19 protein-coding genes and 1 tRNA gene are annotated in these 23604 nt (G+C 67.1%); 9 read left to right on the top strand and 11 right to left on the bottom strand.

Going from position 1 to position 23604, the window contains the following annotated elements; genetic code table 11:
- Positions 1-21: 21 nt before the first annotated feature.
- Both ACTJI2_RS01510 and ACTJI2_RS01515 read left to right on the top strand, forming a co-directional pair.
- Positions 22-498 (top strand): OsmC family protein, encoded by a 477-nt coding sequence (locus ACTJI2_RS01510; RefSeq protein ID WP_440840844.1) that lies wholly within the window; start codon positions 22-24, stop codon positions 496-498.
- Positions 499-580: 82 nt separating this feature from the next.
- Entirely contained in the window at positions 581-1648 is a 1068-nt protein-coding gene (locus ACTJI2_RS01515) for a LacI family DNA-binding transcriptional regulator (protein ID WP_183641097.1), read from the top strand.
- A 32-nt stretch (positions 1649-1680) separates the two neighbouring features.
- Here the strand turns inward: ACTJI2_RS01515 and ACTJI2_RS01520 are convergent, their stop codons facing one another.
- Both ACTJI2_RS01520 and ACTJI2_RS01525 read right to left on the bottom strand, forming a co-directional pair.
- Positions 1681-3354 (bottom strand): alpha-amylase family glycosyl hydrolase, encoded by a 1674-nt coding sequence (locus ACTJI2_RS01520; protein WP_440840845.1) that lies wholly within the window; start codon positions 3352-3354, stop codon positions 1681-1683.
- Positions 3354-4745: an MFS transporter gene (locus ACTJI2_RS01525; protein WP_440840846.1), complete on the bottom strand. Its 1392-nt coding sequence runs from the start codon at positions 4743-4745 to the stop codon at positions 3354-3356. The genes ACTJI2_RS01520 and ACTJI2_RS01525 overlap by 1 nt, the downstream gene beginning before the upstream one ends.
- Positions 4746-5120: 375 nt before the next feature.
- Between ACTJI2_RS01525 and ACTJI2_RS01530 the strand changes: the two genes are divergently transcribed.
- Both ACTJI2_RS01530 and ACTJI2_RS01535 read left to right on the top strand, forming a co-directional pair.
- Positions 5121-6737 carry an alpha-glucosidase family protein gene (locus ACTJI2_RS01530; RefSeq protein WP_440840847.1) on the top strand — a complete coding sequence of 539 codons (1617 nt, stop codon included), beginning with the start codon at positions 5121-5123 and terminating at the stop codon, positions 6735-6737.
- A 277-nt stretch (positions 6738-7014) separates the two neighbouring features.
- Entirely contained in the window at positions 7015-9759 is a 2745-nt protein-coding gene (locus ACTJI2_RS01535) for a TonB-dependent receptor (protein WP_440840848.1), read from the top strand.
- Between the two features lie 313 nt (positions 9760-10072).
- Here the strand turns inward: ACTJI2_RS01535 and ACTJI2_RS01540 are convergent.
- Together ACTJI2_RS01540 and rnd are read right to left on the bottom strand one after the other, a co-directional pair.
- Positions 10073-10148, bottom strand: a tRNA-Ala gene (locus ACTJI2_RS01540).
- Between the two features lie 125 nt (positions 10149-10273).
- Positions 10274-11365: a ribonuclease D gene (gene rnd, locus ACTJI2_RS01545; protein WP_440840849.1), complete on the bottom strand. Its 1092-nt coding sequence runs from the start codon at positions 11363-11365 to the stop codon at positions 10274-10276.
- Between the two features lie 87 nt (positions 11366-11452).
- Here rnd and ACTJI2_RS01550 point away from each other — a divergent pair, with 87 nt between their 5' ends.
- Genes ACTJI2_RS01550 through ACTJI2_RS01560 form a run of 3 tightly spaced genes read left to right on the top strand, consistent with a single transcriptional unit; the run spans position 11453 to position 14750 of the window.
- A complete protein-coding gene (locus ACTJI2_RS01550) occupies positions 11453-13294 on the top strand; it encodes a formylglycine-generating enzyme family protein (RefSeq protein ID WP_440840850.1) in 1842 nt (613 codons plus the stop codon).
- Positions 13295-13314: 20 nt separating this feature from the next.
- A complete protein-coding gene (locus tag ACTJI2_RS01555; RefSeq protein WP_183637384.1) occupies positions 13315-14229 on the top strand; it encodes a M48 family metallopeptidase in 915 nt (304 codons plus the stop codon).
- Entirely contained in the window at positions 14226-14750 is a 525-nt protein-coding gene (locus ACTJI2_RS01560) for an SRPBCC family protein (RefSeq protein WP_440840851.1), read from the top strand. The genes ACTJI2_RS01555 and ACTJI2_RS01560 overlap by 4 nt, the downstream gene beginning before the upstream one ends.
- A 176-nt stretch (positions 14751-14926) precedes the next feature.
- Here the strand turns inward: ACTJI2_RS01560 and ACTJI2_RS01565 are convergent, their stop codons facing one another.
- The 5 genes from ACTJI2_RS01565 to gluQRS form a co-directional block, all read right to left on the bottom strand.
- Positions 14927-15097: a hypothetical protein gene (locus tag ACTJI2_RS01565; protein ID WP_183637378.1), complete on the bottom strand. Its 171-nt coding sequence runs from the start codon at positions 15095-15097 to the stop codon at positions 14927-14929.
- A gap of 53 nt (positions 15098-15150) precedes the next feature.
- Entirely contained in the window at positions 15151-15891 is a 741-nt protein-coding gene (phbB, locus tag ACTJI2_RS01570) for an acetoacetyl-CoA reductase (RefSeq protein WP_440840852.1), read from the bottom strand.
- 76 nt (positions 15892-15967) lie between these two features.
- Positions 15968-16474: a polyhydroxyalkanoate synthesis repressor PhaR gene (gene phaR / locus ACTJI2_RS01575; RefSeq protein WP_141452414.1), complete on the bottom strand. Its 507-nt coding sequence runs from the start codon at positions 16472-16474 to the stop codon at positions 15968-15970.
- A 165-nt stretch (positions 16475-16639) separates the two neighbouring features.
- Positions 16640-17380 carry a beta-ketoacyl-ACP reductase gene (locus ACTJI2_RS01580; protein ID WP_192198890.1) on the bottom strand — a complete coding sequence of 247 codons (741 nt, stop codon included), beginning with the start codon at positions 17378-17380 and terminating at the stop codon, positions 16640-16642.
- A 50-nt stretch (positions 17381-17430) separates the two neighbouring features.
- Positions 17431-18354, bottom strand: coding sequence for a tRNA glutamyl-Q(34) synthetase GluQRS (gene gluQRS, locus ACTJI2_RS01585; RefSeq protein ID WP_440840853.1), 924 nt, complete (start codon positions 18352-18354; stop codon positions 17431-17433).
- Between the two features lie 112 nt (positions 18355-18466).
- Between gluQRS and htpX the strand changes: the two genes are divergently transcribed.
- Positions 18467-19348: a protease HtpX gene (htpX, locus tag ACTJI2_RS01590; protein WP_183637370.1), complete on the top strand. Its 882-nt coding sequence runs from the start codon at positions 18467-18469 to the stop codon at positions 19346-19348.
- 206 nt (positions 19349-19554) lie between these two features.
- Here the strand turns inward: htpX and ACTJI2_RS01595 are convergent, their stop codons facing one another.
- Both ACTJI2_RS01595 and epmB read right to left on the bottom strand, forming a co-directional pair.
- A complete protein-coding gene (locus ACTJI2_RS01595; RefSeq protein WP_440840854.1) occupies positions 19555-21627 on the bottom strand; it encodes an EAL domain-containing protein in 2073 nt (690 codons plus the stop codon).
- A 102-nt stretch (positions 21628-21729) separates the two neighbouring features.
- Positions 21730-22749 carry an EF-P beta-lysylation protein EpmB gene (gene epmB, locus ACTJI2_RS01600; RefSeq protein WP_440840855.1) on the bottom strand — a complete coding sequence of 340 codons (1020 nt, stop codon included), beginning with the start codon at positions 22747-22749 and terminating at the stop codon, positions 21730-21732.
- Between the two features lie 103 nt (positions 22750-22852).
- Between epmB and efp the strand changes: the two genes are divergently transcribed.
- Complete coding sequence (gene efp / locus ACTJI2_RS01605) at positions 22853-23419, top strand: elongation factor P (protein WP_183637364.1); 567 nt, start codon at positions 22853-22855, stop codon at positions 23417-23419.
- The last annotated feature ends 185 nt before the right edge of the window (positions 23420-23604 follow it).

Here is a 23604-nt window from a genome sequence, read left to right on the forward strand (position 1 = left end):
TGTCCTTCCGGAGCCCTTTCGATGAGCGAGAACCCGCGCCTGACCGTCACCCTGCACCAGGAGCAGGATTTCCAGTTCCGGGTCCGTTTCGACGGCACCGCCATTCCCGAATTGCTGACCGATGAAGCCGAACCGCTGGGCCAGGGCGCCGGTCCCAGCCCGACGCTGATGCTGACCACCGCGATTGCCAACTGCCTGTCGGCCAGCCTGTTGTTCGCGATGCGCAAGTTCAAGAACCAGCCGGGACCGCTGGTGACCACCGCGACCACCGAACTGGCGCGCAATGAACAGGGCCGGTTGCGGGTCGGCCACGTGCAGGTGGACATCCAGTTGGCCGAGGCGGCCGAGGCGTATCAGTCGCTGGAACGGTTGCTGGCCCAGTTCGAGAACTTCTGCACGGTGACCGAGAGCGTCCGCCAGGGCGTGGAGGTTTCGGTCAGCGTCCGCGATGCCGATGGCGTGCAGTTGCACGGCATCGAGGTGCCGGTCGGCGCCTGAACACCGCCGGCGCATCGGCCGGAACCCGCCGCGAACGCTTATCCGCCGGCCTGCGCTGCTGCCGGCGCGGCCACGTGGCATGATGCGGGGGTATGCCGAACATGCCCCGTCCCTCGTGATCGCTCCCATCAAAGGCAAGGCCACGTCGCTGGACATCGCCCATTTGGCGGGCGTGTCGCAGCCGACCGTGTCGCGCGCGTTGCGCGGCAGCCCGATGGTCAACGAGGAAACCCGCAAACGCATCCAGGCGATCGCCGCGGAACTGAACTACAAGGTCGACAAGAACGCCTCCAACCTGCGCCGCCAGCACTCCGGCACCATCGCGCTGCTGTTCTTCGAGGACCCGACCCCCGACGATTCCCAAATCAATCCGTTCTTCCTGTCGATGCTGGGCTCGATCACCCGCGCCTGCGCGCTGCAGTCCTACGACCTGCTGATCTCGTTCCAGCAGCTGTCGACCAACTGGCAGGCCGACTACGAGGACAGCAACAAGGCCGATGGCCTGATCCTGCTGGGCTATGGCGATTACCTGGAAGCGCAGTCGCGGCTGGAGCAACTGGTCCAGCAGGGCACCCATTTCGTGCGCTGGGGCGCGGTGCTGCCCGGACAGCCCGGCGTCTCGATTGGCTGCGACAACTTCCAGGGCGGCCACGACATCACCGTGCACTTGATCGGGCAGGGGCGGCACGACATCGCCTTCCTCGGCCATGCCTCCAACCACTACCCGGAGTTCTTCGAGCGCTATCGCGGTTACGCGCAGGCGCTGCAGGCCGCCGGCAGTCCCTCGCAGCCGTCATTGCAGGTGGACGCGGTGACCAGCGAGCAGTCCGGCTACGAGGCGGTGCAGGAACTGCTCAGGCGCAAGGTCCGTTTCGATGCCATCTTCGCCGCCAGCGACCTGATCGCGATCGGCGCGATGAAGGCGCTTCACGAACACGGTCGACGGATTCCGCAGGACGTGGCGGTGGCCGGTTTCGACGACATCCCGCTGGCCGCCTTCGTCACCCCGGGCCTGTCGACCGTGCAGCAGGACACCAAGCGCGCGGGCCAGATCCTGGTCGACAGCCTGCTCCGGCTGATCAATGGCGAGGCGGTGGAAAGCCAGTCGATTCCCGCGCGGGTGATCCTGCGCGGATCCACCGGCGCCTGATCACCAGCGGCTTCGCGCGCGCCACGCGGCCGTCAATCCGCTTTCGGTGTCTTGCGCTGCATCAGTTCGCGCAGGCGCTGGCGGGTGTCGGCGCGGGTGATGGCGCCATCGTGGAAGAACACGCGGACGCCGTGGGCGGGCACCTCGGCGCGCAGTGCTTCCCCTACCTGCTGGCGAGCGCCGGTAAACGCGTCGCGCCATTCGCCGGGTTGCAGGTAGTCGCCCACCTTCATCGTCGCCGGCCGGTCCGCCTTGTTCAGCAGCACCAGCGCGGTCTGGCGCTGGCCGCCGTGATAGTAGACACGGTAGAACACGGCCTCATCGCCCTTGAGCGTCACGTTCAACTGCAGGCCGCGTTGCAAGGCGATCGAATCGCGGCGCAGCGTGGCGATGCGTTTCAGCGCGGCATGGATGGCATGTGCCGGTGCGGCGTCGATGCGTTCCTGGCCGAAGTAGTTGCGGTTGCCCGCGTGTTCAGCGCGCCCGCGCATGAAGCCGGTTTCCGAGCCGTAGTAGATCACCGGGATGCCGCGCGCGGTGAACAGCCAGTTGTGCGCATCGATGAAACCGCTGTCGGCGGCGTTCATGCGCGCCATGTCGTGGTTGTCGTAGAAGGTCATCAGATCGTACGGGTTGGCGTACGGACCGTCCTCCAGGTACAGCGCCTTGCCCAGTTCGGCGAAATCGCTGCCAGGCTTTTCGAACACTTCCGTCAGCTTCGCCTTCAGCGGGAAGTCGAGCACGCTGTAGCCGCCGTTGCGACGCCAGGTATGCCCGGCGATGCTGGCGGCGTCGTAGTTGAAGTTCTCGCCGAACATGAAGAACCCGGGCCGTTTGGCGCGGATGCGGTCGGCGAACCGTTTCCAGAACCCGTGTGGCATCCAGGCGATGGTGTCGACCCGGAATGCGGCCGCGCCCTGATCGATCCACTGTTCGTAGGCGCCCACCAGATAGTCGAGCACGGCGGGATTGTCCTGGTCGAAGTCGGACAACTGGGCCAGGCCGCCACCGGTGTTGTAGAAGGCATGCAGCGGATTGCCGGCCGGATCCAGATCTTCCGGTCGCAGGTTCTGGTGATCGGCGACCAGCCGGCCGTCGCGGTCCCACAGCCTGCCGTACTGCGCCTGCGGCGTGGGCATGGTGTAGGACGGCGAGCCGTGGTTGGCGACGATGTCCAGCACCACGTCCAGTTGCTGATCTTTCATCGCGCGGGTAAAGCCGGCGAAATCCAGGCCCGGGCTCGGAAGATGTTCATCCAGCCGATAGAAGTTGATGCCCCAGTAGCCGTGATAGCCGGTCTTGCCGCGATCGGTGAAGGCGCCGTTCCAGATCACCGCATCGCCGCCGGTGAACGCCTCGTCGGGATTGTCGACGATCGGCGTGACCCACACCGAAGTGAAGCCGAGGTCGCGGATGTAGCCGGCGTTGTCCAGCACGCCCTTGAAATCGCCACCCAGGTAGCCGACGTTGTCGGACTCGCCGGCCGGCGCGCCCGGTGTCGGCAGGTCGAAGCTGCGATGGGCGCCGCCCTGGTCGCGGTGATCGTTGCCGGGATCGCCGTTGACGAACCGGTCGGTCAGTACGAAGTACACCGCCTCGCGGGCGAAGGGTTCGGTGGTGCCGTGGAAATCGTCCGCGCGGACCGCGCCGGAAAACGACAGGGCGGGCAGCAGCGCCGCCAGCAGCGCGCATGCGGGATGTCGCATCAATGCACCTGGGGAGAAAAGGAGGCGGAGTCCGCCGGAGCGGCGTGTTCCTGCACGCGCAGCAGCGACAGCGCCGCCAGCAGCAGGCTCGCGCCGCTGATCACCAGCGCGAAGATCGGCTGGTTGCCGAAGAACGCACGCAGCACCGGACCCAGCAGGGTGGCCGCGACGATCTGCGGGATCACGATGAACATGTTGAAGATGCCCATGTAGATGCCCATCCGGTCCGCCGGCACGTGGCTGGACAGCAGCGCATAGGGCATCGACAGGATGCTGGCCCAGGCCACGCCGACCAGCGCGAAGGACAGGATCAGCCAGCCCGGCTGCGGCACGAACCACATCGACAGGAAGCCCAGGCCGCCCAGGACCAGCGAGCCGGCATGGACCGCCCTGCGGTTCAGCGGCAGGCGCGCGGCATACAGCGACAGCAGCAGCGCCACCAGCATCGACGACAGGCCGTAATAACCCATGTAGGAACCGACCAGGTCGGCCGCGTCCTGGAACGCGGCGTTGGCGCTCTGGAAGGCGGCGGCCTGCGCGGGGACGGCCATGTCGAACGCGGCCGGATCCGGTGCCGGTGCCTTGAACACATGCTCGGTCAGGCCGGGCGTGGCCATGCTCCACATCGCGAAGAAGGCCAGCCAGCTGAAGAACTGGACCGCGCCGAGGCGGCGCATCTGCGCCGGCATGTGGATCACGTGGTGCACGACTTCGGCGACCAGTCCTCCCTGGGCGTTTCGATTGGCCCGGAACCCTGCTTCGTCCTCAGGCGGATATTCCCGTGTGCTCAGTACCGTGACCAGGATGCTGGCGAGGAACACGAACGCGCCGATCGCGAAGGCGATCTTCACCGATGGCGGCACCACGCCCGGACCGGCCTCGTTGGGAACGCCCAGGTGGGCCACCAGCCACGGCAGGTTGCTGGCCAGCCAGGTGCCGATGCCGATGATCAGGGTCTGCAGGACGAAGCCGTAGGAGCGCTGGCTGTCCGGCAGCTTGTCGGCCACCAGCGCGCGGAACGGCTCCATGCTGACGTTGATCGAGGCATCCAGCACCCACAGCAGGCCCGCCGCCACCCACAGGGCAGGCGAGTGCGGCATGAACACCAGCGCGATCGAACTGAGGATCGCGCCGGCGAGGAAGTAGGGCCGGCGCCGGCCCAGCCGCGGATGCCAGGTGCGGTCGCTGAAGTAGCCGATCACCGGCTGCACCAGCAGGCCGGTCAGCGGCGCGGCGATCCAGAGCAGCGGCAGCGAATCCTTCTCCGCGCCCAGGGTCTGGAAGATGCGCGACATGAAACCGCCCTGCAGGGCAAATCCGAACTGGATGCCGAGGAAGCCGAACGACATGTTCCAGATCTGCCAGAAGGACAGGCGCGGCTTCGGGGTCATGCGGGATTCCTGTGCGGCAACGGTGGTCGCATCGCCGGCGGCGTGCGTTTCTGGTGCGGCGATTCTTGCAGCATCGCCCGCCGGTTCCATGCTGCACTGCAAACAGGAAATGGCGCTGGCGGAGACTTCCGGATGGCGCGACGCGTGCGCTAGGAAGTTGCAGGAAACAGCTTGTTTTCAGCGGCCTGGTGCGTATGAAAGAGCAGTCTTTCCGCGAGCGGGCTCGCCCGGTAGAGGTCCGCCGCGGTGCATCCATGCATACGTATTCATGCCGGTCCCGGCGCGTGCCGGCGCAACGCCGATGCGCGGACGTGGAATAGTGGCGCCCGTTGCGTGACCGGCCGGCACGCCGAAACCACGAGTTCCGGGGAAGCGATGGACAACAAGCATTGGTGGCGTGGCGCGGTGATCTACCAGATCTATCCACGCAGCTTCCTGGACACCGATGGCGACGGCGTGGGCGATCTGCCCGGCATCGTCGATCGGTTGGACTACATCGCCCGGCTGGGCGTGGACGCGATCTGGATTTCGCCGTTCTTCAAGTCGCCGATGGCCGATTTCGGCTACGACATCGCAGATTATCGCGACGTGGATCCGCTGTTCGGCACGCTGGCCGACTTCGATCGCCTGCTGGACAAGGCGCACTCGCTCGGCATCAAGGTGATGATCGACCAGGTGCTGAGCCACTGCTCGGCCGAGCACGCCTGGTTCAAGGAAAGCCGCGAGAGTCGCGACAATCCCAAGGCCGACTGGTATGTCTGGGCCGACCCGAAGGAAGACGGCACCGCCCCCAACAACTGGATGTCGCTGTTCGGCGGCGTGGCCTGGCGCTGGGAACCGCGCCGCGAGCAGTACTACCTGCACAACTTCCTGGCCGCGCAGCCGGATTTGAATTTCCACAATCCCGACGTGCGCGCCGCGACCCTGGACAACGTGAAGTTCTGGCTGGACAAGGGCGTGGACGGCCTGCGCCTGGATGCGATCAATTTCTGCTTCCACGATCGTCAACTGCGCGACAACCCACCCAAGCCCAAGGAGAAGCGGGTGGGGCGTGGTTTCAGCGCCGACAATCCCTACGCCTACCAGTATCACTACTACAACAATACCCAGCCGGAGAACGTCGCGTTCCTGGAGGAACTGCGCGCGCTGATGGACCGCTATCCGGACGTGGCCGCTCTGGGCGAGATTTCGTCGGAGGATTCGCTGGCGACAACCGCCGAGTACGTCAGCGAGCACAGGCTCCACATGGGCTACAGCTTCGAACTGTTGACCGACGACCACAGTGCCGGCTACATCCGCGGAACGGTCGAGCGGCTGGAAGCGGCGATGACCGAGGGCTGGCCCTGCTGGGCGGTGTCCAACCACGACGTGCAGCGGGCGGTGACGCGCTGGGGGCAGGGCGATGCCTCGCCAGGACTGGCGGCCCAACTGGTGGCGCTGGTGTGTTCGCTGCGCGGTTCGGTGTGCCTGTACCAGGGCGAGGAACTTGGACTGCCGGAAGCCGATGTGCCCTATGCGGATCTCCAGGACCCCTACGGCAAGACCTTCTGGCCGAATTTCAAGGGGCGCGATGGCTGCCGCACGCCGATGCCCTGGACCACGCAGGAAAGCGCCGGTTTCAGCGATGGCCGGCCGTGGTTGCCGATTCCCGCCGGGCATCGCGCGATCAGTGTCGCCGCGCAGGAAGCCGATCCGTCATCCGTGCTCAACCGGGTGCGCGCCTTCCTGGCGTGGCGCCGCGGGCAACCGGCGTTGACGGCCGGTTCCATCACCTTCCTGGATGCACCGGAACCGGTGCTCGCTTTCCGTCGCGACGGCGAAGGACAGTCGCTGCTGGCGGTGTTCAATCTGTCCGCGCAGCCCGTGCACTGGTCCTTGCCGGATGGTCTTGCGGTGCGGCCCATCGATGGACCGGGCGTGATCCCGGGCCAGCTGGCGCAGGGCCGGATCGCGCTGCCCGCGCGCGGCGTGTTCTACGCGCGCATCGACTGACAAGGACAAATCCGATTTCCCCGCGAGATCCACGGCGCCGCTCATTCAGGTGAGCGGCGTTCGCGCACGCATGCGTCGTTCCCGCGCCATTCCATGGAACCCCGGTTACACGCGTCGGAAAACGCGATGAATACGTATGCAGGCCGATTTGTGCGGGCTTTCCGGCCACTACCATTGCCGCACGTTCCGGTGCGATCACCGCGTCGGCGCGCCAGACCCGGACGATCGCCCGCGACGCATCCGGTTCATCGCATACAACGTCCTTGGAGAGGGGAACATGTTGCAACACAAGCGCAATCTGCTGAGCGCGGCGCTGGCTTCCGCCATCGCACTGGCCGCGACCGGCGTACAGGCCCAGACCACCACCGGCCAGGATCCGCAAGCCGAGGCCACCGAGCTCGATACGGTCACCGTCACCGGCATCCGCCGCGGCATCGAGGAAGCGATCTCGGTCAAGCGCGATTCCACCTCGATCGTCGAGGCGATCTCCGCCGAGGACATCGGCAAGCTGCCCGACATCAGCATCGCCGAGTCGCTGGCGCGCCTGCCCGGTCTGGCCGCGCAGCGTGTCGCCGGCCGTGCCCAGGTGATCAGCGTGCGCGGCCTGTCGCCCGACTTCTCCACCACGCTGCTCAACGGTCGCGAGATGGTCAGCACCGGCGACAACCGCAGCGTCGAGTTCGACCAGTATCCGTCCGAGTTGATGAGCGGCGTCACCGTCTACAAGACACCCGACGCGGGGCTGGTCGGGCAGGGCCTGTCCGGCACGCTGGACATGCAGACCGTGCGCCCGCTGAGTTTCGACGAGCCGGTCGGTGCGATCGGTTTCCGTGGCCAGCGCAACTCGCTGGGCAAGGCGGCGGACGCGTCGGCCTATGGCGAACGCATCAACGCCAGCTACATCACCCAGTCCAAGGATCGTCGCTTCGGTTTCGCGATTGGCTATTCGCACTCCAAGACCCCGATCCAGGAAAATCAGGTCGGCCTGTACGAGCCGTGGCAGGCGATTGGAGACAACTGGCGTCCGGGCGTGCCGGCCGGCACGTTCTATTCGGACGGCATCAAGGCGCTGCGCCGTACCGGCGAGACCAAGCGCGATGGCGTGATGGCGACCCTGCAGTTCCGCCCGTCCAATGCCTGGACCAGCACGCTGGACCTGTTCCACTCCGAGGCCGAACAGGTCAACACGGCGAACCAGTTCGAAGTGCATATCGGGGATTACAACGGCGGCTACGGGCGGTTGAACGTCACCAACCCGGTCATCAACGGCAACAATACCTTCACCGGTGGCACCGCCAACAACGTGTACCCGCTGGTCCGCGGCATGTACAACTACCGCGAGGACGAGATCAACGCGTTCGGCTGGAACAACGAATTCAACGTGGGGCAGGTTCGCCTGGTCGCGGATATCAGCTATTCCAAGACCAAGCGCGACGAGATCAATCTCGAGAACAACACCCAGTTGCTGCCGGCGCCGCAACTGGATTCGATCGCGCTGGCCTATCGCCAGAACAACTTCTCCCAGCTCAACCCGGGCCTGGATTATTCCAATCCCGAAACGCTGTTCCTGACCAACACCATCTATGGCTCCGGCTACGGCAAGACCCCGAAGGTCGAGGATGAACTGAAGGCCATCAAGCTGGCGGCATCGCTGCCGCTGCCCGAATCATGGGGCTGGTTCTCCGATCTCGACGTGGGCGTGAACTACGCCGATCGCCACAAGTTCAAGCGCCAGCCCGAAGGCAACATCAACCTCGGTGCGCAGGGCGTCACCGCGATCGGTTCGGATCTGCAGTACGGCCTGGTGGATCTGAACTTCGCCGGCGTCGGTTACATCCCGTCCTGGAACGTGCCGGCCGCGGTCGCGCGCTACATGGTGTTCAACCCGGTCGACAACCTGTCCTACCTGATTCCGAAGGCGTGGGACGTGGACGAGGAAATCTCCACCGCGTTCGTCCGCGCCAACATCGATACCGAATGGGGTGGGGTGCCGGTACGCGGCAACATCGGCGTGCAGGTCCAGCACGTCGACCAGGCCTCGCAGGCGCGCTACTGGGACAGCACCCAGCCGGCCGGCAGCAACATCCAGCCGCTCGACGGCGGCAAGAGCTATACCGACGTGCTGCCCAGCCTGAACCTGGCATTCTCCTTCCCGAACGAGCAGACCCTGCGCGTGGGCCTGGCCAAGCAGGTGGCGCGTCCGCGCGTGGACGAGCTGCGCTCCTCGCTGGAGTTCGGCGTCAACACCGCCACCGGCGAGCCGGGCGCGAGCGGCGGCAATCCGAACCTGGATCCGTGGCGCGCCTACGCGTTCGATCTGTCCTACGAGAAGTACTTCGGCACCAAGGCGTATGTCTCGGCCGCGTTCTTCTACAAGGATCTGCGCACCTACATCTTCACCGAGAAGCGCTACGGCTACGACTTCACCGATTTCCTGGTGGACTACGTGCCCGGCCCGAACGAGCCGCCGACCCTGACCACCGGCCCTTTCACCGCGCCGTACAACGGCACGGGCGGCACCCTGAAGGGCCTGGAGCTGACCGCCTCGCTGCCGCTGGATCTGTTCAGCGATGCGCTGCAGGGCTTCGGCATCATCGCCAGCGCCGGCTTCAACGACAGCGACATCACCATCCCGCCGCCGCCGAACGCGCAGAGCAGCGTGGGCAGCCAGAACATCATGCTGCCGGGCCTGTCCAAGCGCGTGTACAACCTGACCGCGTACTACGAGCGCAATGGTTTCGAGGCGCGGGTCAGCCAGCGTCGCCGTTCCGACTTCATCGGCGAAATCGGCAACTTCGATGGTGACCGCTCGCTGCGCTACGTGGTGGGCGAGGACATCACCGACGCGCAGGTCGCCTACAACTTCGGTGACGGCAGCGCGCTGTCCGGCCTGAGCATCCTGTTCCAGGTCAGCAACCTGACCAACTCGCCGTACCAGACCTACGCCGGCAGCAAGGACCGGCCGCTGGAATACATCGAGTGGGGCCGCACCTACCTGTTCGGTGTGAACTACCGGTTCTGATGCCGGCGCGCATCGAGGGAAACGGAGACTGCCGGCGCAAGCCGGCAGTTTCTTTTTGTGCGGTGCCGAAACGACCCGGTTTCATTGGGACAGGTGTGGTCAAATTTTCGCCAACCACCTTGACAGCCTTGCGGGGACTGGGCGCGCGCGGGTTATCCACATCTTTGTGCAGATTTCATCCACACCGGTTGTGGACAAGCGGAACGGCCGCGTCGTGAGCGGCAGGTTGGCAAGCGGCAGGCGCGAACATCGACGCGCGAACGAAGGGCGCAAAAAGAAAGGGCCAGGCTCGCGCCTGGCCCTTCCGATATTTTGGTGGAGAGGATGGGGATCGAACCCACGACCTCGTCATTGCGAACGACGCGCTCTCCCAGCTGAGCTACCCCCCCACGAGGGTGAGACAAGTCTAGCGCCTCGCGCTCCGGTTGCCAACCGGGAGGGGATTCAGCCCAAGTCGCGGGCGATTGCCGCCTGCAGCCGCATCAGGCTGTGGAACCGCGCCGCGTCGGGTGCCTCATCCGGCCGTGGTGGCGGCTTCGTCGCGCTCAAGCAGCGGTTCCAGCTCGGCCCGGCGCCAGCCGGACAGGGCGCCGGGCCATTGTCCGGATTCCAGCAGGACTTCCAGGTAGCGACGCGAGGCCAGCACGCCGTCGGGCAGGCCCAGTTCCGCGCTGCGGCGGGCCACCGCGTCCTGCAGCTTGCGCAGCGCGGCCTTGTCGCGATCGGTGGCGGCGCGGGCCAGCGGTGCTTCGGCCTCGTCCGCCAGCGGAGTGGACAAGCCCTCCCAGAGTGCGTCGGCCAGCTTGCGTGGCGCCTTGGGCTGGGCGTCCAGCCAGCGACCCAGCGCGGCGCGATCGGCCGGCGGCGTGCGTGCCAGCGCCACCGCCATTTCATTGTCCAGAATCCAACTGCGTGGCTTGTCGCTGCGACGGGCGGCGGCATCGCGCCAGCGCAGCAACCGCAGCAGGCGATGCTGGGCGGGCGCATCCAGGAACTGCGCGCTGCGCATGGCCAGGTGCGGCCAGCGATCGCCTTCTTCCTGGGTCGCGTTTTCCAGCAGGCGCCGGCTGTCCTCGACCAGCCATTCGCTGCGTCCGCTTTCATGCAGCCGGGCGGCGAGATCGTCGTGCAGCGCGAACAGGTAATGCACGTCGTCGGCGGCGTACTTGAGTTGCGATTCGCTGAGTGGACGGCGCAGCCAGTCCGACCGAGTTTCACCCTTGGCCAGGGCGACGCCGGTGATCTGTTCGACCAGCTTCTGGTAGCCGATGCCGGCGGCGACGCCGGCCAGGGCGGCGGCGATCTGGGTGTCGAACAGCGGTTGCGGCACGGCGCCGCAGGTGTAGCCCAGGGCGACCAGGTCCTCGCTGGCGCTGTGCATGACCTTGAGAATGCGGGTATCGCCGAGGATCGTCGCCAGCGCCTGCGGCATGCCGGGTTGCAGCGGATCGATCAGGAGGATTTCCTCGCCCACGGCCATCTGGACCAGCGCCAGCTGGGGCCAGAAGGTGCGCTCGCGGACGAACTCCGTGTCCAGGCCGATGCGGGCCGGGGGCGTGGCGAAGAACGCGGCGAGGGCGTCCGGGGTTTGAATCCAATGGGGCACGAAATCTCCGCTGAATGCATTGGTTGCCGAGTCGGGAGACAATAGCCTACCGTCGCGGGACGGATTTCGGTGAGTGTGGAGGGCGGTTTGCGCGCGTTTGGCCTGCTGGTGCTGACCGGTCTGGTGCTGTGCGGTTGCTCGCGCGAGCCCGCGGCGTCGCGCAATGCACGCGGCGATGCGGCCGATGTGCGCATGCCCCGGATTACCGTCACCGGTGACGACAGCGTCAACGCCGCCCTCAACTGGCAGCCTCCGGTGGTCCTGCTGGCGCAGGAGGGCGTCGCCGATGCGCGCAGGCGCGCGGCGCGGGCGCTGGAAGAAGGACGCCTGTATGCCGGTCCCGACGATGCGATTCCGCTCTACCTGGCCATCCGCCGGCTCGACCCGGAGGACGCCGTGGCCCGCAAGGGTCTGGACCAGGCCCTGGATCGCCTGCTCGAACGCGGCGAACGGGTGCTGAAAACCGCCGAGGACCGCGACGAGGACGCGCGCGAGGCGGCCCAGATCGCCGCCGTGGCGCGTGCCATCGATCCGGACGACGAGGCCGTGCTGGCCTATCTGTCGCGGGTGGATGAAGTCGAACAGTTGACCCGTCTCAACCTGGCCAGCGAGCGCGCGCTCAACGGTGGGCGGTTGGGCGAGCAGGGTGGCGGCGCGCTGGCGGGCTTTCGCGAAGTGCTGAAGTGGAAACCGGGCCAGGCACGTGCGTTGCAGGGCGTGGCGGCGGTGGAGAGCGCGCTGATCCGGCGCGCAGAGGATGCGGCGCTGGCCGGCGATTTCGACGGCGCGCGCAACTGGCTGGCGCATGCGGGCAAGGTTCGCGGCGGCGACGAGTCCGTGACGGTCGCCGACGCGCGCCAGCGGGTCGAAGCGATCCGCACGGTGCGCATCGCCGGGCTGCGCGAATCGGGCGTGCAGGATCTGCAGTCGCCGCTGGGCCTGAAGGCCGCGCGCGAAAAGCTCGCGGAAGTGCTGCGCATCGCACCGCCCGGCGATCCGGTCGCGGCCGATTTCCGCCAGCGGATCGAACTGGCCACCCACTACGGGCTCTTCCGTCCCGGCCAGGCCTTCACCGACGCGCTCGGCAACGGCGGCCGCGGGCCGGAAATGGTGATCGTGCCGCACGGTGCGTTCCGCATGGGCGCGGACGACAACGAACTGGGCTCCGCCGATGCGGAAAAACCGGCCCACTATGTCCGCTTCGACCGCGGTTTCGCGATGGCGCGCAATGCGGTGACGGTCGGCGAATTCCGTCGCTTCGTGCAGGCGACCAGCTATCGCCCGCGCGCGACCCGGCGCGGGCATTCCATCGTCTACGACGAGCGGAGCGGCAACTTCGTCCGCCGCAGCGGCGTGGACTGGCAATCCGACCATAGCGGGGCGCCGGCGCGCGAGGACATGCCGGTGCTGCACGTCAGCGTCTACGACGCCGAGGCCTACGCCGACTGGTTGACCCGCCAGACCGGGCATGGCTATCGCCTGCCCAGCGAGGCGGAGTTCGAGTACGCCCTGCGCGCGGGCGTGCAGGGCCGCTACCCCTGGGGCAACGGGGTGCCACCGGCCAAGGTGGAGAACCTGACCGGCGGCAACGACGCCTCGCCCAGCGGCCGCCATTGGAACAACGCCTTCGTCGGCTACGGCGACGGTTACTGGGGACCGGCGCCGGTGGGCAGCTTCCGGCCCAATGCCTGGGGGCTGCACGACATGGGCGGCAACACCAGCGAGTGGGTGGCCGATTGCTGGCACGCCAGCTACCGGCGGGCGCCGGCCGACGGCGCCGCCTGGTTCAATCCCGGTTGCCGTTCGCGGGTGGTGCGGGGCGGCTCCTGGGCCAGCGCGCCGGTGCAGGCACGGGCGGCATGGCGTTCCTCCTCGGATTCGGATATGACTAATGCGCGGGTGGGCTTCCGCGTGGTGCGTGGCATCTAGCCGGCAACTGGGAGAAGGCGATGAGGAACGATCCGTTCGGGCAGGGACAGTACGAACAGGGTGGCGCGCCCCGGCGGCGCGGCCTGTTCGGCAACGTGCGCTGGCTGATCCTGCTGGGGTTCGCGGGCTATGCTGCGTTCTACTGGTTCTCCAACCGCGTCGTGGACCCCTACACCGGCGAGAAGGTGCTGATCGACAGCTCGATCAGCGTGGAGGAGGAAAAGGCGCTGGGCCTGCAGGCCTACCAGGAAATCCTCTCGCAGGAACGCCCGGTCGATCCCGATTCGCAGATTGCCCAGCAGGTGCGCGCCATCGCGCAGCGCCTGATCGAAAAGATCCCCGAAGTCGAAGCGGCCATCGCCCAGGAGCGGGGCACCCAGGCCAGTGGCAACTGGCGCACCTTCGACTGGGATGTCAACGTCATCCAGTCAGACCAGGCCAATGCGTTCTGCCTGCCCGGCGGCAAGATGGCCGTCTACACCGGGCTGATCCCGGTCGCCAAGAATGCCGATGCGGTGGCGGTGGTGATGGGCCACGAGATCGCGCATGCCCTGTTGCGTCATGGCGCCCAGCGCATGTCCCAGCAGAAACTGACCCAGATCGGCCAGATGGCCGGCGCGATGAGCGGCATGGATCCGCAACAGCAGCAGATGGTGATGGCGGCGATGGGCTACGGCTACCTGTTGCCTTACGCGCGCACGCATGAAACCCAGGCCGACGAAGTCGGGCTGATGCTCGCCGCCGCGGCCTGCTTCAATCCGCAGGAAGCGGTGCCGCTGTGGGAGCGCATGAGCGAGGCCAGCGGTGGACAGGCGCCGCCCGAGTTCTCCTCCACCCATCCCAACCCCGGCACCCGCATCCAGAACCTGACCGCGCTGATGCCCAAGGCGATGGAATACCGCAACCGGTACTGCAAAGAGGCGGCGGCGCAATGATCGCGCGCCGGTGGGCGGCGATGCTGCTGGCCGGCGGACTGGCGGTATCGGCGCAGGCGGCGGTCAAGGACCAGGCCGCCAATGGCTTCACCGTCGAGAACAGTCAATGGGTGCCGGTGACGCCGAAAGCGGCATGGAAGGGATTGGCCGAGATCGGGCAGTGGTGGCCGAAGGATCACACCTGGTGGGGTGACGCCTCACGCCTGAGCCTGGAGCCGCGCGCCGGCGGCTGCTTCTGCGAAATCGACGGCCTGCGCCAGGCCCGGCACATGACGGTGGTGTTCGCCGAGCCAGGCAAGCTCCTGCGCCTGACCGGCGGTCTTGGACCGCTGCAGGGAATGGGATTGTCGGGGGCGATGGAATGGCGCCTGGCCGAGGAGAACGGCGGCACCCGTATCACGCTGTGGTATCGCGCCGGCGGTTACACGCCGGACGACCTGCGCACGCTGGCCCCGGTGGTGGACCGGGTGCAGGCACAGCAACTGGGTGGATTGGCGGAGTACCTGCGCAAGGGCGGGTAAACGCTCGCCGAGGAATCGGAACCGCGCGTAGAGCGGAGCTTGCTCCGCTGCTTTTGTGGGATGTTGCAACGTTGTCTGCCTTCGTTTCCCGCCTTCGACAGCTTGTGCTTCAGCGTCCGATACCGATGACGCATGAGAAACCAAAACCAAGGCAGCGGAGCAAGCTCCGCTCTACCTCAGAGCTTGCTGAAAACCGTCGCCGCCACCAGCAACCCGAATCCCGCCACCACCAGCCAGAACGCATGCGGCGCCAGCACCGGGATGTAGCCGAAACGCGCGGCGATGCCGCCGCTGCCGAGCAGCAGTGCGATGAGCCAGACGCCGAAAGTGGGAGGAGTGAGTTTCATCCGGTTTCCTTGGTTGTGCGATCGTGCAATGGAATGCGCAGCATAGCCGCGGCTCAGAAGCTCATGAAGAGGCCGCCGTTGACCGGCAGGTTGGCGCCGGTGATGTAGCCGGACGCATCGTCGGCAAGGAACGCCACCGCGCGGGCGATGTCCTCCGGCGCACCGATCCGGCCGACCGGGACCGAGGCGATGGTGCGCGACCGCACGTCCTCCGGCATCGCGCGGGTCATCGGCGTTTCGATGTAGCCGGGCGACACGCTGTTGACAGTGATGCCCTTGGCCGCGACTTCGCGCGCCAGCGACATGGTGAACCCGTGCAGGCCGGCCTTGGCGGCGGCGTAGTTGGTCTGGCCGAAGTTGCCGGTCTGGCCGCTGACCGAGCTGATGTTGATGACCCGGCCGAAGCCGCGCGCCTGCATGCCGTCGATGGCGTGGCGCGAGAGGTTGAACACGCTGCCCAGGTTGACGTCGATGACCGCTTCCCACTGCGACTCGTCCATCTTGCGCAGGGTGGAGTCGCGGGTGATGCCGGCGTTGTTGACCAGGATGTCCAGCCCGCCGTGCGCGTCCTGCACATCGCGCACGAACGCGCCGCAGGCGGAAAAGTCGCTGACGTCCAACGGCATGAAATGGACGTCCAGTCCGACGGTGGCGTCGGCGAAGGATGCCCGGTGCGCATCGTCGGCGGGCAGGTCGGCAGCGATGACGGTATGGCCGGCGCCGGCCAATTGCTTGCAGATGGCGGTGCCCAGACCGCCGATGCCGCCGGTGACGACCGCGACGCGTTTGCTCATGGAGGGGATCCTCGGAAATCGGATGGCATGAAAAAGCCCGCGCCACGGGGCGCGGGCTCGTTCACGGAAACGGGATTCAGCGGGCGCGGGTCTTCGGCGTCTCGCGCGGGGCTTCCTTCGGCTTGGCGGTGGCCGGACGGCCCAAGCCGCCGCCGCTGAGGTTGCGCTGGAATTCCTGCCACAGCTCCAGGTTGCGCTCGGTCAGCTGGTTCATCATGGTCCAGGGCGTCTGTCCCAGCAGGTTGCCCATCTGGCTGCGGAACTGCTGCTGCTGCTCCATGAAGATCTGCATGCTGCGCTCCAGGTAGTTGCCCATGAAGCCCTGCAGCGAATCGCCGTAGAAGCGGATGATCTGGCTCAGCAGCTGGGTGGACAGCACCGGTTCGCCATCCTGTTCCTGCTCGCTGATGATCTGCAGCAGGACGGTGCGGGTCAGGTCCTCGCCGCTCTTGGCGTCGCGGACCTCGAAGTCCTCGCCATCGACGATCAGCTGGCGGACGTCCTCGATGGTGATGTAACTGGAAATCTCGGTGTCGTAGAGACGGCGGTTCGGGTACTTCTTGATGATGCGGATCGCAGCCATGAAGCAATCACTCTAAAACGCAGTGCCGGGCAGCATGACGCAGCGCAGCAGCCCTTGCAACAGGCCGCAGGTCAGGGGTGCCCTGTTCAGGAACAACGCCGGGCAAAAAAAATGCTGCGGGCCGGACCCGCAGCATTTTTGGATCGTGGCGGGCGCCGGAACCGGTCACCAACCCATGTGGTGGCCGCCGTTGATGTCCAGGTTGGAACCGGTGATCCAGCCGGCCTCGTCGGCGACCAGGAACGCCACCGCATAGGCGATCTCGTCCGGGTTGCCCAGGCGGCCGGTCGGGATGTCCGCGGCGATCTTGGCGCGCACTTCCTCCGGCACCGCCATCACCATGTCGGTGGCGACGTAGCCCGGCGACACCGTGTTGACGGTGATGCCGAGCTTGGCGTTCTCGCGGGCCAGCGAAATGGTGAAGCCGTGCATGCCGGCCTTGGCGGCGGCGTAGTTGGCCTGTCCGTACTGGCCCTTGAGGCCGTTGATGGAACTGATCTGGATGATCCGGCCCCACTTGCGATCGCGCATGCCCTCGATCACCGGGCGGGTCATGTTGAACACCGAATTGAGGTTGGTGTTGATGACCTCGTTCCACTGCAGTGAACTCATGCGGTGGAAGGTGGTGTCGCGGGTGATGCCGGCGTTGTTGATCAGGATTTCCACCGGGCCGAGTTCGGCCTCGACCTTGCGCACGAGGGATTCGGCTTCCTCGGCGGAAGTGACGTCGCCGGGGAACAGCGCGACATCGTAGCCGTCGGCCTTCATCTGCTGCTGCCAGGCCTTGGCCTTTTCCTCGTTGCGGTAATTGGTGGCTACGCGATGGCCCATGCCGGCCAACTTCTTGCAGATGGCGGTTCCGATGCCGCCGGTGCCGCCGGTGACCAGCGCGACGCGAGAACTCATGTGGGGCTTCTCCTGTGGGGACCGCCCGCAAAAGGCGGTTGCTCCGGATTCTAGACAGCGTGCGCGTCAGGCGCGTTGTGCGGCGCAGCGAATGGGATGCACGCCTGGCGGGGAAGGCGTTCCGGAACGAACTCATCGGCCGCCGTCCGCAGCAGTCCGGTCACCCCGCCACTGGCCGGCAGGCGATCCGCCGGCTGTCCGAGCGCGGCCCAGGCGACGCGCAGCGCGGGCAGGGGATCGGTGGCGTCGATCGGCAGCGCGGCCATCGATTTGGACAGCTTCTGGCCTTCCCCGTCCACAACCAGCGGCAAGTGCAGGTAGCGTGGCGTCGGCAAGCCAAGGGCACGCTGCAGATGGATCTGCCGGGGCGTGGAATCCAGCAGATCGGCGCCGCGCACGATGTCGGTGAAGCCCTGGGCAGCATCGTCCACCACCACGGCCAACTGATAGGCCCAGTAGCCGTCGGCCCGGCGCAGCACCACGTCGCCGGCTTCGGCATGGACATCCTGTTCGAAGTGGCCTTGCAGGCCGTCCTCGAACCCGGTCACGGTGCCGGGTCCGACCCGCAGCCGGACCGCCGGATGCGCGCGCGCTTCGGCCGCCACGCAGCGATGGTGGATGCCGCCGGCCGCGGCCAGCTCGCTGCGGCTGCAATGGCAGAAGAATGCCTGGCCCCGCTCCAGCAGTTCGTCCAGCGCGGCCTGGTACAGGACGCCGCGTTCGCTCTGCCGCACCACCGGGCCGTCGGAAACCAGGCCGAATGCGGCCAGCGTGGCCAATTGGAGATCGGCGGCGCCGGCGACTTCGCGAGGCGGATCCAGATCCTCCACCCGCACCCACCATTCGCCGCCGGCATGGCGTGCCAGCAGCCAACTGCCCAGCGCGGCCAGCAGGGAGCCAAAGTGCAGCGGGCCGGTGGGCGAGGGCGCGAAGCGGCCCCGGTAGGGGCGCGCGGATTCAGGGCGTGCGGACATGCGTGCGGTGCGTTTCCAAAGCTGAATCGTCGGTCAGGAACGTGCTTGAATTCAACCGCGCACGGCCGCAGATTCGCTCAACATTTCACACTGAAAGCCTGCGGAGTCTCCCGTGTTCAGCCGTATCGCCCTGTTCCTCGCCACCAACCTGGCCGTGCTCGTCCTGGCGAGCGTCGTCATGTCGATACTCGGGGTCAATCCGAACCAGATGTCTGGGCTGCTGGTGATGGCCGCCATCTTCGGCTTCGGCGGATCGCTGATCTCGCTGCTGCTGTCCAAGACCATGGCCCTGCGCGCGACCGGCGCGCAGGTGATCGAGCAGCCGCGCAACGAAGCCGAGCAGTGGCTGCTGGCCACCGTGCAGCGCCAGGCCCAGGGCGCCGGCATCGGCATGCCGCAGGTGGCGATCTACGACGCGCCGGAAATCAACGCCTTCGCCACCGGCGCCAACCGCAACAACGCGCTGGTGGCGGTGTCCACCGGCCTGCTGCGGGCGATGAATCGCGACGAAGCCGAAGCCGTGCTCGGCCACGAAGTCAGCCACGTCGCCAACGGCGACATGGTGACGATGGCGTTGCTGCAAGGCGTGCTGAACACCTTCGTGATCGTGCTGGCGCGCGTGGTCGGCGGCATCGTCGACAGTTTCCTGTCGGGCAATCGCGAGGGCGAGGGCCGTGGTTTCGGTTATTACATCATCGTGATGGTGCTGGAAGTGGTGTTCGGCCTGTTCGCCACGATGATCGCGATGTGGTTCTCGCGCCGACGCGAGTTCCGCGCTGACGCCGGCGGCGCCAATCTGGCCGGTCGCCACAAGATGATCGCCGCGCTGGAGCGCCTGAACGCGCAGCATGCGCAGAGCACGCTGCCGGCGCAGGTGGAGGCGTTCGGCATCGCCGGCGGCATCGGCCAGGGCTTGAAGCGCCTGTTCCTGAGCCATCCGCCGCTGGAGGAGCGCATTGCCGCGCTGCGGGCTGCACAGGGCACCTTTGCCTGAGACGACTCGCAGGAGCACGCGAAACCCGCCGCAAGGCGGGTTTCTTTTTTCCGTTCCGTAGAGCGGAGCTTGCTCCGCTGCCTTCGCTCTGGCCTTTGCTTTTGNCGGGAAGCGGAAAACCAAGGCAAGGGCAGCGGAGCAAGCTCCGCTCTACGGCAGAACGTCGGGCGTGACGGGGAGGCTGGAAGGCCTGCCCCGTGCAGGCATCACGAGAAGTCGTAGCTCATCTGCGGTCCTGGCGGCGCCAGGAACTCACCTTCGACATAGTCCACCATCGAAGTGAACAGGAAGCTCATCGTGGCCGCGTCGGCGACGTGATCGGCAATGGTCAGGATGCCCTGCGACTGCGCGCGCTCGGCGATCTCGCGGATCTTCAACTGGTGTTCCGGGGTCTTCGCCAGGTCGGTGCTGAACACGCGATCGATCTTCAGGAACGCCGGCTGGAAATGGGCCAGCAACTGGAACGAGTCCAGGCCGGCGCCGAAATGTTCCAGGCCGACCTTGCAGCCCAGCTTCGACGCGCCGGACTGGAACGTCTGGGCCTGGCGCAGGTGGGTGAACACCTTGGCCTCGGAGGCTTCCAGCCACAGGCAGTCGCCGGGCACGTCGTGCGCCGCCAGCTGTTTGGCGATGAGTTGCAGCAGGCGTTCGTCACCGAACGAGGTGGGGCTGACCTTGACCAGCAGGCGGGTCAGGTAGCCCTTGCGGCGGCGTTCGCCCAGCACCTCGATGGCACGGTTGACCACCCAGCGGTCGATCGCATCGAGCAGGCCGTGTTCCTCGGCGATTCCCATGAACACGGGCGGCATCACCGTTTCGCCGTTGGAATCCAGGCGCAGCAGCGCTTCGTAGAGTTCGCCGGCCTCGCCCTGCAGGCTGACCACCGGCTGGTAGTACAGCAGGAAATGATCGTTGGCCAGCGCGTCCTGCAGGCGCGCGATCCAGTTCTGCACCCGCTCTTCCTCGGCCCGGTCGACCGCGCCGGGATCGAAGATCTCGATACGGTTTCCCCCCAGGCTGGTCGCGGTCTGCAGGCTGTCGGTGGCGCGGGTGAGCACCAGGCCGACGCTGGCGATCTTCTCGCCGATCTGGACGCCGCCGATGCTGGCGGTGACCGCGGTGGAGCGATCGCCGGCGTTGAACACGTGCGAGGCGAAGGCCGCGCGCAGGGTCTCGGCCAAGGCCGACGTCTGCGCATGATTGCCCTTGAGCAGCACCGCGAAGGTGCGCTCGCCGAAGCGGGCGGCAGTGGTGCGGCTGTCCAGCTTCTCGGCCAGGCGTTGCGCCATCGCCGCGATCAGGGCGTCGGCCGAGTCGATGCCGATGTCCTGCAGCAGGCGCTGGTAGTGGTCGGGCTCCAGCAGCAGCAGCGAATAATGCTCGCCGCGCGCGACCTGGCTGACCGCTTCCTCCAGCGCCTGCAGGAAGGTCGGGCGGTTGAACAGGCCGGTGACCACGTCGCGCTGGCGCAGATCCTCGACCTCGCGCGCCAGCTCCGGATCGAATTCCTCGCGGCGGCGGAACACCACCTGCACGCAAGGTTCGCCCTCGTAGGTGGCGGTGGCGAACTCGAGCGTGGCGGGGAACTGGTCGCCGTCCAGGCTGCGCGCCTCCAGCTCGAAGCGCGGCGGCGGCGGCTCGCCCTTGCTCAGGTTCTTGAGCAGTTGCTTGAAATCGTTGACGTACTGCGGCGCCACCAGATCCAGCAGCGACAGGCCCTCGACCTCGTCGAAGGACTCGAAGCCGAGCATTTCCAGGTACGCCTCGTTGGCGCGGATGTGCATGCCTTCGTGGATGTAGGCGATCGGGTCGCGCGAGGAGGAGATGAGCGCGTCGCAGCGGCGCTCGATTTCGCGCAATTGCACGTCCAGCCGGCGGACCGCGCGGCGCGTCTCCAGATCCGACCATTCGCTGCGCAGGACGTGCAGCAGGTGTTCGGGACGGCCGCGCAGCACCATGCCGCGTGCTCCGCCGGACTGATCGCTCAGCCAGTCGGCTTCGCTGATGCCGTCGGCCAGCACGATGACGGGGATGTCCTTGCCGCTGGCATCTACCGTGGACAGGACCCCGGCCAGCGGAATTCCCCGGGCCGAACGGGCGGCCAGCACCAGATCCATGGGTTGCGCGGCCACCATCTGCGCCAGTTCGTCGGCGTCCAGCGGGCGCAGCGGCCGCACGGCGATGCCTCCATTCCGCAACGTACTGACAATCGCCTCGGCGTCCTCGCCGCTGTCATCGACGATCATCAAACGGAGGGTGGAGTCTTTGCCGATCTGCATGCAGCGGTTCCGCCTTGGGAGCGCGTTTAATACACGAAGGGGCCGGAAGCGTCCAATGCCGGCGTCGCAAAAAGGCGGGACGGTCGCTCCATCGCGGCCGGCTCAGAGCGGCCGCTTGCCGGTGTCGCCCGGGATCTCGCGGACCAGCCGCGGCACCAGGTAGCCGGACAGGCGGGCGCGCAGGCCGGCGTGCAGGGCCAGGGCCTGTTCGTCGGGAACCTCGAAATGGGCCACGCCCGCGACCCGGTCCAACTGGTGCAGGTAATAGGGCAGGACGCCGGCGGCGAAACTGCGCTCGCCCAGGGCGGCCAGCGCGTCCACGCTGTCGTTGACCCCGCGCAACAGCACGGCCTGGTTGAGCAGTTGCGCGCCGGCCCCGCGCAGGCGGCCCAGGGCGGCGTCGACGCCGGCATCGAACTCGTTGGCGTGGTTGGCGTGGATGACGAACGCGACCGGCCAGGGCAGCCCCGCCAGCCAGCGGACCAGGCCGTCGTCGACCCGTTCCGGCAGCACCACCGGCAGGCGGCTGTGGATGCGCAGGCGGCGAAGATGCGGGATACCGGCGAGCGCGTCGGTCAGTTCGGCCAGCTTGGGCGTGGCCAGCGACAGCGGGTCGCCACCGGAGAGCAGGACCTCCTCGATGCCCTCATCGGCGCGGATGGCGTCCACGGCCTCGCGCCAGCCGTCGCGGGCGGCGGTTTCCTCGGCATAGGGGAAATGCCGGCGGAAGCAGTAGCGGCAATGCACCGCGCAGCTGCCGGTCGCGACCAGCAGGGCGCGGCCCCGGTACTTCTGCAGGACCCCGGTGGCGGTCCGGGCGGCCGCGTCGCCGACCGCGTCCAGGCCGAAGCCCGGCACCGGCCGCATTTCCTCGTCCAGCGGCAGCACCTGGCGCAGTAGCGGGTCGTTCGCGTCGCCCGGGACCATGCGGGCGACAAAGCCGCGCGGCACCCGCAGCGGGAACTGGGCGGCGGCGCCTTCCGACAGGCGGCCGGCCAGGTCTTCCAGTCCCAGCATCGCCAGCAGCTCATGCGGGTCGCGCACGGCGTCGCGCCAGGCTTCCTGCCAGCGGGCGCGGGGCAGGGGGGCGGGCTGCATGGGGAGGGGGGCTGCGGTTATCATGTGCGGGTCTGAAAACAAAACGCCCGCCGGTCCCGGCGGGTTCCCCATTCTATCCGGCCAGCCGCCTCCCGCGGCGGGTTTGTCTTACCCCAAGGAGTACCCCATGGCCAGTTACGGCATGAACGACGTCAAGAACGGGATGAAGATCCTGGTCAACAACGAACCGTCCATCATCACCGACACCGAATACGTCAAGCCGGGCAAGGGCCAGGCCTTCACCCGCGTGAAGTACCGCCAGATCCGCACCGGCCGCGTGCAGGAAATCACCATGAAGAGCACGGACTCGGTCGAGGCCGCCGACGTGGTGGATACCGACATGCAGTACCTGTATTCGGATGGGGAGTACTGGCACTTCATGCAGCAGGAAACCTTCGAGCAGGTCCAGGCCGACAAGGCAGGCATGGCCGGCGCCGAGAAGTGGCTGAAGGGCGAGGAAGAGTGCGTGGTGACCCTGTTCAACGGCACCCCGATCCAGGTCACCCCACCGAACTTCGTCGAGCTGAAGATCGTCGAGACCGACCCGGGCGTCCGTGGCGACACCTCCGGCGGCGGCGGCAAGCCGGCGACCCTGGAGACCGGCGCGGTCGTGCGCGTGCCGCTGTTCGTCGGCCAGGAAGAAATCATCAAGGTCGACACCCGCACCGGCGACTACGTCAGCCGCGTGAAGTGACGCGACGGCGCGCCCGCACGCGGGCGCGCCTGCCGTTGCGCCATTCCGGCGAAGGCCGGGCTCGATTTTGCTTGCGGTTGCTTTTGCGTTTGAAAGCCCGAAGCACAGGCAACATCAAGATGGATCCCGGTTTCCGCCGGGACGACGAGAGATTCCCGGTGGCGGCGAGGTGAGCGCACCGATGC

Source organism: Pseudoxanthomonas sp. 22568, from assembly GCF_052044485.1.
Lineage (GTDB): Bacteria > Pseudomonadota > Gammaproteobacteria > Xanthomonadales > Xanthomonadaceae > Pseudoxanthomonas_A > Pseudoxanthomonas_A beigongshangi.

Excerpts from the sequence above, each read along its gene's own strand:
- gluQRS (WP_440840853.1), bottom strand. The coding sequence starts at position 18,354 with ATGTCCGCACGCCCTGAATCCGCGCGCCCCTACCGGGGCCGCTTCGCG.
- ACTJI2_RS01565 (WP_183637378.1), bottom strand. The coding sequence starts at position 15,097 with ATGAAACTCACTCCTCCCACTTTCGGCGTCTGGCTCATCGCACTGCTG.
- ACTJI2_RS01520 (WP_440840845.1), bottom strand. The coding sequence starts at position 3,354 with ATGCGACATCCCGCATGCGCGCTGCTGGCGGCGCTGCTGCCCGCCCTG.
- ACTJI2_RS01535 (WP_440840848.1), top strand. The coding sequence starts at position 7,015 with ATGTTGCAACACAAGCGCAATCTGCTGAGCGCGGCGCTGGCTTCCGCC.
- ACTJI2_RS01510 (WP_440840844.1), top strand. The coding sequence starts at position 22 with ATGAGCGAGAACCCGCGCCTGACCGTCACCCTGCACCAGGAGCAGGAT.
- ACTJI2_RS01560 (WP_440840851.1), top strand. The coding sequence starts at position 14,226 with ATGATCGCGCGCCGGTGGGCGGCGATGCTGCTGGCCGGCGGACTGGCG.
- ACTJI2_RS01580 (WP_192198890.1), bottom strand. The coding sequence starts at position 17,380 with ATGAGTTCTCGCGTCGCGCTGGTCACCGGCGGCACCGGCGGCATCGGA.
- ACTJI2_RS01525 (WP_440840846.1), bottom strand. The coding sequence starts at position 4,745 with ATGACCCCGAAGCCGCGCCTGTCCTTCTGGCAGATCTGGAACATGTCG.
- ACTJI2_RS01555 (WP_183637384.1), top strand. The coding sequence starts at position 13,315 with ATGAGGAACGATCCGTTCGGGCAGGGACAGTACGAACAGGGTGGCGCG.
- phbB (WP_440840852.1), bottom strand. The coding sequence starts at position 15,891 with ATGAGCAAACGCGTCGCGGTCGTCACCGGCGGCATCGGCGGTCTGGGC.
- efp (WP_183637364.1), top strand. The coding sequence starts at position 22,853 with ATGGCCAGTTACGGCATGAACGACGTCAAGAACGGGATGAAGATCCTG.
- epmB (WP_440840855.1), bottom strand. The coding sequence starts at position 22,749 with ATGATAACCGCAGCCCCCCTCCCCATGCAGCCCGCCCCCCTGCCCCGC.
- ACTJI2_RS01515 (WP_183641097.1), top strand. The coding sequence starts at position 581 with ATGCGGGGGTATGCCGAACATGCCCCGTCCCTCGTGATCGCTCCCATC.
- ACTJI2_RS01595 (WP_440840854.1), bottom strand. The coding sequence starts at position 21,627 with ATGCAGATCGGCAAAGACTCCACCCTCCGTTTGATGATCGTCGATGAC.
- phaR (WP_141452414.1), bottom strand. The coding sequence starts at position 16,474 with ATGGCTGCGATCCGCATCATCAAGAAGTACCCGAACCGCCGTCTCTAC.
- ACTJI2_RS01530 (WP_440840847.1), top strand. The coding sequence starts at position 5,121 with ATGGACAACAAGCATTGGTGGCGTGGCGCGGTGATCTACCAGATCTAT.